This window comes from Arthrobacter sp. P1_B4, from assembly GCF_056406555.1.
In genome coordinates this window covers 1-6,927 of sequence record NZ_JBFTZW010000122.1, presented here as the reverse complement: position 1 = coordinate 6,927, position 6,927 = coordinate 1, and the positions used below count along the sequence as shown (strand labels likewise).

The window sequence follows — 6,927 nt, the reverse complement described above, 5'->3', positions numbered from 1 at the left end:
GCCAAAGGTGGCGTGCACAATGTACACACCCGTGTACGTGTGATGCCGTGGCTCATCGGTGACCCCTCTCGTTGCCTATTTCTACCGACACAGGTTCATGCAGCCTCGAGGTCTGGGTGAGATGACGCACACCGATGTAAGTCTCCAAACAGACCTGTGCGGCTTGCGGTGACCTCCAACCAAAGGACCTATGGCACGTCCGCGGCGGCACAGGTGCCGTGAGGCTGGAGAAAGGAAAACTGGAGGCTCCATGACTGTTCTYGTTGCCTATGCAAGCGCTTTTGGGTCCACCCGGGAGATAGCTCAACATGTAGCATCCCGTATGGCGGTGGCACGCGGCGAGGTCGAGTGCCGGTCCGAGGCTGTTGTGGTCGGCAGCGCCATCCACAACCAGGCCTGGTTGCCACCGGCTTTGCCGTTCTTCAACGGCCATGCCCGAGAGCTGGCCATACGGCCCGTCTGGGCATTCAGCGTAGGGATGGCTGACGCGCTGCCAAGGCCTTTTCGCAAGCGCGGGGCGGCCCTGCAACAGGAGCGTCTAGCCAGAGTCCTGGTCAAGGAGGTTCCGCTTCGCGGCCACGAGATCTTTTCCGGTGTCTACAAGGCCGGCCAGATGCCGGCACCGCTCCGGATGTTGTTCCGGCTCGTCGGGGGCCGTTTCGGAGACTTCCGGGACTGGGCGGCGGACGACGGCTGGACGGACCAGATTACGGACCAACTCACAAGACCTGCTTCGTCCCCATCTACGGGCATCATCACGGGATAATACGATCCAGACCGTTCAGCTACCGRCCAGGCCCTCTGGCCGGGTGGACGTGCTTTAAGGAGCCGAACCACCGCCAATCGATGCTGTGAATGAAGCCGGCGGCGATTTACCAGCCGGGGGGCCGGCACTGTTCACGAGGTGAGGTGCTGCGGGAGTTTCGCTGGCGGCGACAAGGGTGCGGGCATAAAATTGCGTTGGCTGGGTAGGGATCGCGGTTTGCGTGGATCGTGTCTCAGATCGGAGAGGGTCATGCTCAGGACCCTGTTGTGCAGGTTGAACATGCGCCATGATTGGCACCTGGAGTTCACCGAGGATGGCGGCCGCTACAAGCGCTGCAGGCGTTGTTGTAAGGACGATGACCGTGGCGGTGGCGGGACCGGCGCGAGTGGCGTTTGGGCTGGCATTGCCGGGATGGGATAAGCCCGGGTGCAGGGCGGGCTTCGGCCAGGGTCGCGGCGTTCACAACGGAGGGAGCTCCACGCAGGCCTGGCTCCCTAATCTGTTCACTGGCCGCAGAGGCGGTCGAGGGTTTCCTGGGCGGCCTGTTCCATCTGCGTCTGGAGCAGGTCGGCGCGGCGTGCAGTTGCAGGGTCCTGCCAAGGCAGCGGGGCGTGCGCCATGGTCATCGTGATCTGGTTGCCGCCGTCGGCGCTCGTGATGGAAATACTCATATAGCCGAATGCGTACCCTGCATGGCCGTAGCGGAAGCCGCCGGAACATGCGTCAGGAAACCGCGCTAGACCGAGTCCGTATTCCCAGAAYTCGGTCTTCTTCTTCATTTCCTCGAGCATGGCGGGGGAAAGAAGCTGGCCGCGGAGGAGGGCCCGGTAGAAGGTGTTTATGTCCTGCGTGGTGGAGATGACGCCGCCTGCGGGGGAGCCGACAAAAATCTCGGGCTGGGTGACATCGACCCGTTCGCCGCCATCAATGATGTAGGCGTGGATGTTGTCCGGAGCCCCGCGGTCCGGTTCGGCCAGCGACGTGTGCTGAAGTCCCAGAGGTCCGAAGATGTCCTGGTTAAGCACGTCGGCGACGGGCCGTCCGCGCAGCTTTTCGATCAGCTGGCCGAGGGCCAGGTAATTGGAGTTCGAGTAAGAAAAGCGGCCCACATTCTTGGCCTCCCAGGGGAGCATGGCGGCCAGTTCGAGTCCTCGCTGCATGCTGAGCCGTGTGTTCGCAACCTGCTTCAGTGGTCCCGCCGTGTATTCGGAATCTACGTAATCGGGCATGCCGGAGTTGTGGTTCAGCAACTGGCGGACGGTGATCGGTCCGGGCGGCCGCAGCGTGGTCCGGAAGCTCTCCAGGACGCCGTTGACCGGGTCATCGAGCCCGATAAGTCCCTGGTCGACGAGTTTCAGGACGGAGACGGCGACCATCGACTTCGTAATGCTGGCAACGGATACCCGGTCCTGGGGCCGGGCCGGCTCCTTGCTGTCCAGGTTTCGCACCCCGTAGGCCTTGGACCATTCGCCGCCGGGCCATCTCACCTGCACAACAAGGGACGTCGCCCCGCCATCCATGAAGTGCTGGACCCTGCCTTCCAGAGAATCCGTCGCTGCCTGGACCCTGCGTTCCAGGGAATCCGTCGCTGCCTGGGTCGCGAAGACGCTCGACGGCGCCGGCCCGGGAGGGGCCCCCACGCAGCCGCTCACAGCGAGAACCAAAGCCGCGGAGAAAACTGCGGCACCGAGCGGACAAAAACGCGTCCGCCACCAAGCAGCCAGGGCACCCATGACATCGTTGTACGCTCAAACCTGTCCAGTGGATAGGCCGGGCCCGTAAAGTCCCTCCGCACAGCCCGCCGACTAGTGGAAAGAGCAATCTCCTCCCGCCTGGAGCGGCAGGGGAGTCTCGACGCCCGATGACCACGAAACTCAGCACCCAGCGCCGATCGCCGCTAAGGGTTCCACAAAAGGAACGGCGAATCGCCCATTCCAAGCTGTGATTTAACGGCCACTCCCAACGAACAGTTACAGACTTTGGCACAGGCGTTTGAGCTGTTACTTTGATGCGCGCCTGGGTCTCGATAAAGCGTCCCGCTTCGGTGTGGCGGGAGAGTGGCTGATGGGGCCCGAGGCGGCGTTCGTTGGTTGTCGCCGTGGGTTGCCAGCTGCCGCGGTAGCAGGTTGGCTCCGTCCGGGCGAGCTCACCCGTGCGGGAGACAGGGCGGTAGATGGTCTGGCGGGTGATCCGAGTTCGGTGCAGAGTTCGCTGACTTTGGTTTCGGGTTTGCCCATTGACGCCATCGCGAGGAGGAGCTTGGATGGGGTCATCTTGTTGGGGCGGCCGCCGCGGGCCCGCGCGGAGGCCGGTCCTGTGATGGTTCGTTCTGAGATGAGTTCGCGTTCGAACTCGGCCACGCCCCGCGAAGATCCCGAAGACCAGCTTCCCGGAAGCGGTCGTGGTGTCGATGGCTGCTCCCTGGCCGGTGAGGACTTTCAGTCCGCGGCTCCCTGCCGTCATAACGGCCATCGCCCGCCCGGATGAGCGCCTCGCCGTCGATCACGCACCCGGGCGGGACGTGCTCCGCAAGGGCAGCAGCCAGGTCAGGGCGCCACAGGGTCAGGTCTTTGCCCTGACAGGGCACAGCGTCACGCCCGTCTCCGCGACCACTGCAGATACCCGAAAGCCGTCCCACTTGGGCTCGTACCAGGAGCCGCCGGGAAGCACGTCCGGGCCGGGACTCGGTTCACGGGTTTGGCCATGCTCAGGGAAGGCGCGCGAAGGTCAGCAGGCCGGAGCTCTGACATGGCGGGCGGGGGAGATCAGTAGGGGCTCGAGAAGACCGGGGCCTGGGCGGCGCCCCGAGTGTCAGTGTCGCGTACCGCTGTCGCCGTCACGGTGTCGGGGTCCGAGAAGACCACACGATGGGTTTGAGCGGTCGCGGTTTCGTCTGTCGCGTGAAAGGCCGGCGCTTCGGTGGTCGTCGTCATAGCCATCATTTGTACGGCATGACCGGCCGAAGGTGCCAGTCGACGCGCCTGTCCGCGTGCCGCTGAGCTTCTACGTCCGCGGCATGAGGGTGAAGAACGACTTCGGATCGTCGGAGCCGAGAAGGTCGCGGTGGAAGGAGATGGCATCGACCGGGAAGGAGTTCACGAACAGGACGGCCACTGACGCGGAATGCACGACGGTGTACCGGGTCACTGACTCGAGCCATGACATCAGTCCTGTGTAGTCCTCAACGAGGAGTCCATCGCCCAGGAGGCCGCGTTTCGCGAGTAACTCCTCGACTGCGTGCCACTCCCAATCCATGAGCTCATTGATCGCTGCTTCCACTGTTGGAGTGCTCATATCTCGATGGTGGCACCGGCTATCGACAATCAGAGGAACTTGCGCCGCGCGTGTCGTCATGCCGGCCGATCCATGCCTCAGCCCTGCTGCCTTTTGGTCCTTCGGCGGTCTTCCCGGGACGACCCGACGGGCCACTGGTGAGACCACATTGACTGCTGGGATGTCGTCCACACCGGCATCGTGCCGGCGGATTGCCCGCCTGTGGGATTCGATGCGGATCTCGGTGACCTTGGGGGACACGGGGAAAATCGCACTTTCGCTGCGCTGCGCAGTTCCTGGTTCTCCAGTTCGAGCTCCTTGAGCCACGCACACGCTGGGCGTCAATCCGCCTTCAGCACTCGGCAGCATGGGCCTTCGAACCGCCGGTCCGCGAGTAGCGCACGTTGCTGCGCTACGGGACTGCGCTCTCCCCGCAACAGGGAAATGACCCTAGACGTTCATCGCACCGAATCAGCCGGACACCGCAACACGGCAGGCCGGCGCAGATTGAAGTACACCAGCTATCATCAGCCACGAAAAGAGCTTGCGCTATACACAGCAACTCTCGAGACTTCATACCAGGCAGCTTCGGGCGGGACCGATAATCGAAGTCGAGGTAACCATGGATATGAAACCGGAAGTCGGCGAACCCGATGGGGGACTGTGGCAAGCCGAGTCACTGGAAGGCTTGGTGCGGCGGCTGCTGCCGGCAGCAGGACAACGTCCGAACCGGCCCTGGGTTGTAGCGGTAGATGGAAGGAGCGGGGCGGGCAAGACCACCCTGGTCGATCGTCTACTAGCTCGAGTGCCGGACTCAGATGTCGTTCACACGGACGATGTAGCGTGGCATCTCTCGTTTTTTGACTGGGCCGATGAACTCCGTGACGGTGTCCTCGAACCTCTGCTCCAAGGCGAGGCAGTCCATTACCGTCCGCCGGGTTGGGTGGCCCGAGAACGTCCAGGTGCCATAGCTCTACCCGCCGGGCGTTCCGTGGTGTGGGTGGAAGGGAGCGGATCATCACGCCAAGCTCTCTCCGACCTAGTCGACGCTTCAATCTGGGTGCAGTGCGACAACTTTGAAGCCCGACGTCGCCTCCTGGAACGAGATGGCCAGGAAGAAGAAGACCTGCACAGGGAGTGGGAAGAACAAGAAATTCCCTTCCTACTTGAAGACCGGCCGTGGGAGCGCGCTACAGTGATCGTGGCCGGAAGGCCGGCCCTAGAGTACGATCCGAATACCCAAGTAGTAACCGCTCAGCCGGCACCACCATGCGAGGAGATCACCTAACCCACGGATTTGCCATCTCCGCCCGCCACTGTGGGTGGCGGGGTCAGGCGCCTTTACTGTAGGTCCTCCGCGTGCTGGGATGTGGGGTCATTCGAGCCTCCTTTCTGGCCTGTCCCAGTGGCCTTGGTTGGTCTTGCGCCTCTTCCTGCCGTGGGGCTGGTGTTGGCATGACCCGCGGGGGTTTGGTGAAGATTTTTCCCCGGATTCCTTGTGTACTGGGACCTGGGGCGAGGCTGGTGGCGCATTGTCTGGCCATACGTGATGTGTAGATAGTCCACACCGTTAAACGGGCCCCGAACTGTCCTCGGTTGGGCCAGCACAGCGGAAGATTCGCTGCGCAACAGGACGGCGGTCCGGCGTTGCCGTCCGCTGTTGCTTCGCTGCGGCGTTGGGCGTAGCTTGCGGACACGCACGTTTCCAGCTGCGCTGCGTCACCAGTCTCCCGTCCCAACGTCTGCATCACTGATTCATCGTCCGGAAGGCGCGTGGTTATGAAAAATCCGTTCAACTTCATGACTTCTGTAGGGTTCGGATTAGCAGCACTTCTGACCACAGCGGGATGCAGCGCAACGACGGCCAGCCCGCCGCCGGCGGCAGAACAGACCAAGACCCTGCGGATAGCGACCGATGATGAGCCCGGCCGCCCGGCCGCCGCTCAGATTGAGGAATTCGCCCGCAACGTGAAGGAACACTCCGGGGGCAAGGTCCTGATCGAACCGGTGTGGAAGGCCGTGGGTGAGGACAAGGACGACCCGGATCAAGCAGTGGCGCGCGCAGTGGTGAGCGGCGATTTCGATATGGGGCTGGTTCCGGCCCGGGCCTGGGACACCGAAGGGGTGAGTTCCTTTGCGGCACTTCATGCGCCATTCCTCGTGACATCCAATGCACTGATGGCGAAGGTGTCGGACCCGGCAGTCGCGGACGAAATGCTTGCAGGGCTGGACAAGGTCGGTGTGTCCGGTCTTGCCCTGTTCCCAGAAGGCACGCGAATGCTCTTCTCCTTCTTCGGACCCGTACTGACGCCGGCTGATCTTGCAGGAAAAACAGTACGGGCTCCCCGGTCCGATACGACCTACGATCTGCTGAGCACGATGGGTGCCACTCCGGACGATCTGGTCGGCGAACAGTTCTATGACGGTATGGCCGCGGGAACGGTGGTGGCGGCGGAATCGTCGTTCGCGTTGGCCGGGTCGCTCCCGAAGGCCACGACCGCGACCGGCAACATGGTCCTCTACTCCAAGTTGAACTCCCTGGTCATCAACACGAGGTCGTTTCAAGCCTTGAGCGAGGGTCAGCGGGGGGCCCTGAAAGACGCGGCGGCAGCCACCCGCACGTGGGCCGTGGAAACAATGACCGAGACGGCGGACGATGCGGCGAAATTCTGCAAGGACGGCGGAACCGTGGTCGTAGCGACGGCGGCCGAGGTTGCCGCCTTCAAAGCTGCCGGTGCCCCTGTCTACACGAAACTCGAGGCGGACCCGGATACCAAAGCCCGCATAGCCAAGATAAAGGATCTGGCCGCGGCCGAACCTGCGCCCCGATCCATTGCCCCGTGCAGCGCCGGCGGCTAGCGGCGGCCACTTGGTCCGGAGTCGAAGGG

Annotated in this window: 4 protein-coding genes; 2 read left to right on the top strand and 2 right to left on the bottom strand. The window is 63.2% G+C overall.

The genetic code is table 11. The features are described 5' to 3' along the window. Window positions 1–190 precede the first annotated feature (190 nt). Entirely contained in the window at window positions 191–766 is a 576-nt protein-coding gene (locus AC1D1W_RS19210) for a flavodoxin domain-containing protein (protein ID WP_308197230.1), read from the top strand. 503 nt (window positions 767–1,269) lie between these two features. On the opposite strand, the gene AC1D1W_RS19205 is transcribed toward AC1D1W_RS19210, so the two are convergent. Next, a complete protein-coding gene (locus AC1D1W_RS19205) occupies window positions 1,270–2,499 on the bottom strand; it encodes a serine hydrolase (RefSeq protein ID WP_279294094.1) in 1,230 nt (409 codons plus the stop codon). A gap of 1,270 nt (window positions 2,500–3,769) precedes the next feature. After that, entirely contained in the window at window positions 3,770–4,060 is a 291-nt protein-coding gene (locus tag AC1D1W_RS19200) for a hypothetical protein (RefSeq protein WP_243178729.1), read from the bottom strand. A 1,758-nt stretch (window positions 4,061–5,818) separates the two neighbouring features. Between AC1D1W_RS19200 and AC1D1W_RS19195 the strand changes: the two genes are divergently transcribed. After that, the gene (locus AC1D1W_RS19195; RefSeq protein WP_243178727.1) at window positions 5,819–6,898 is read left to right on the top strand and encodes a TRAP transporter substrate-binding protein; all 1,080 of its coding nucleotides are present in this window, start codon (window positions 5,819–5,821) and stop codon (window positions 6,896–6,898) included. The last annotated feature ends 29 nt before the right edge of the window (window positions 6,899–6,927 follow it).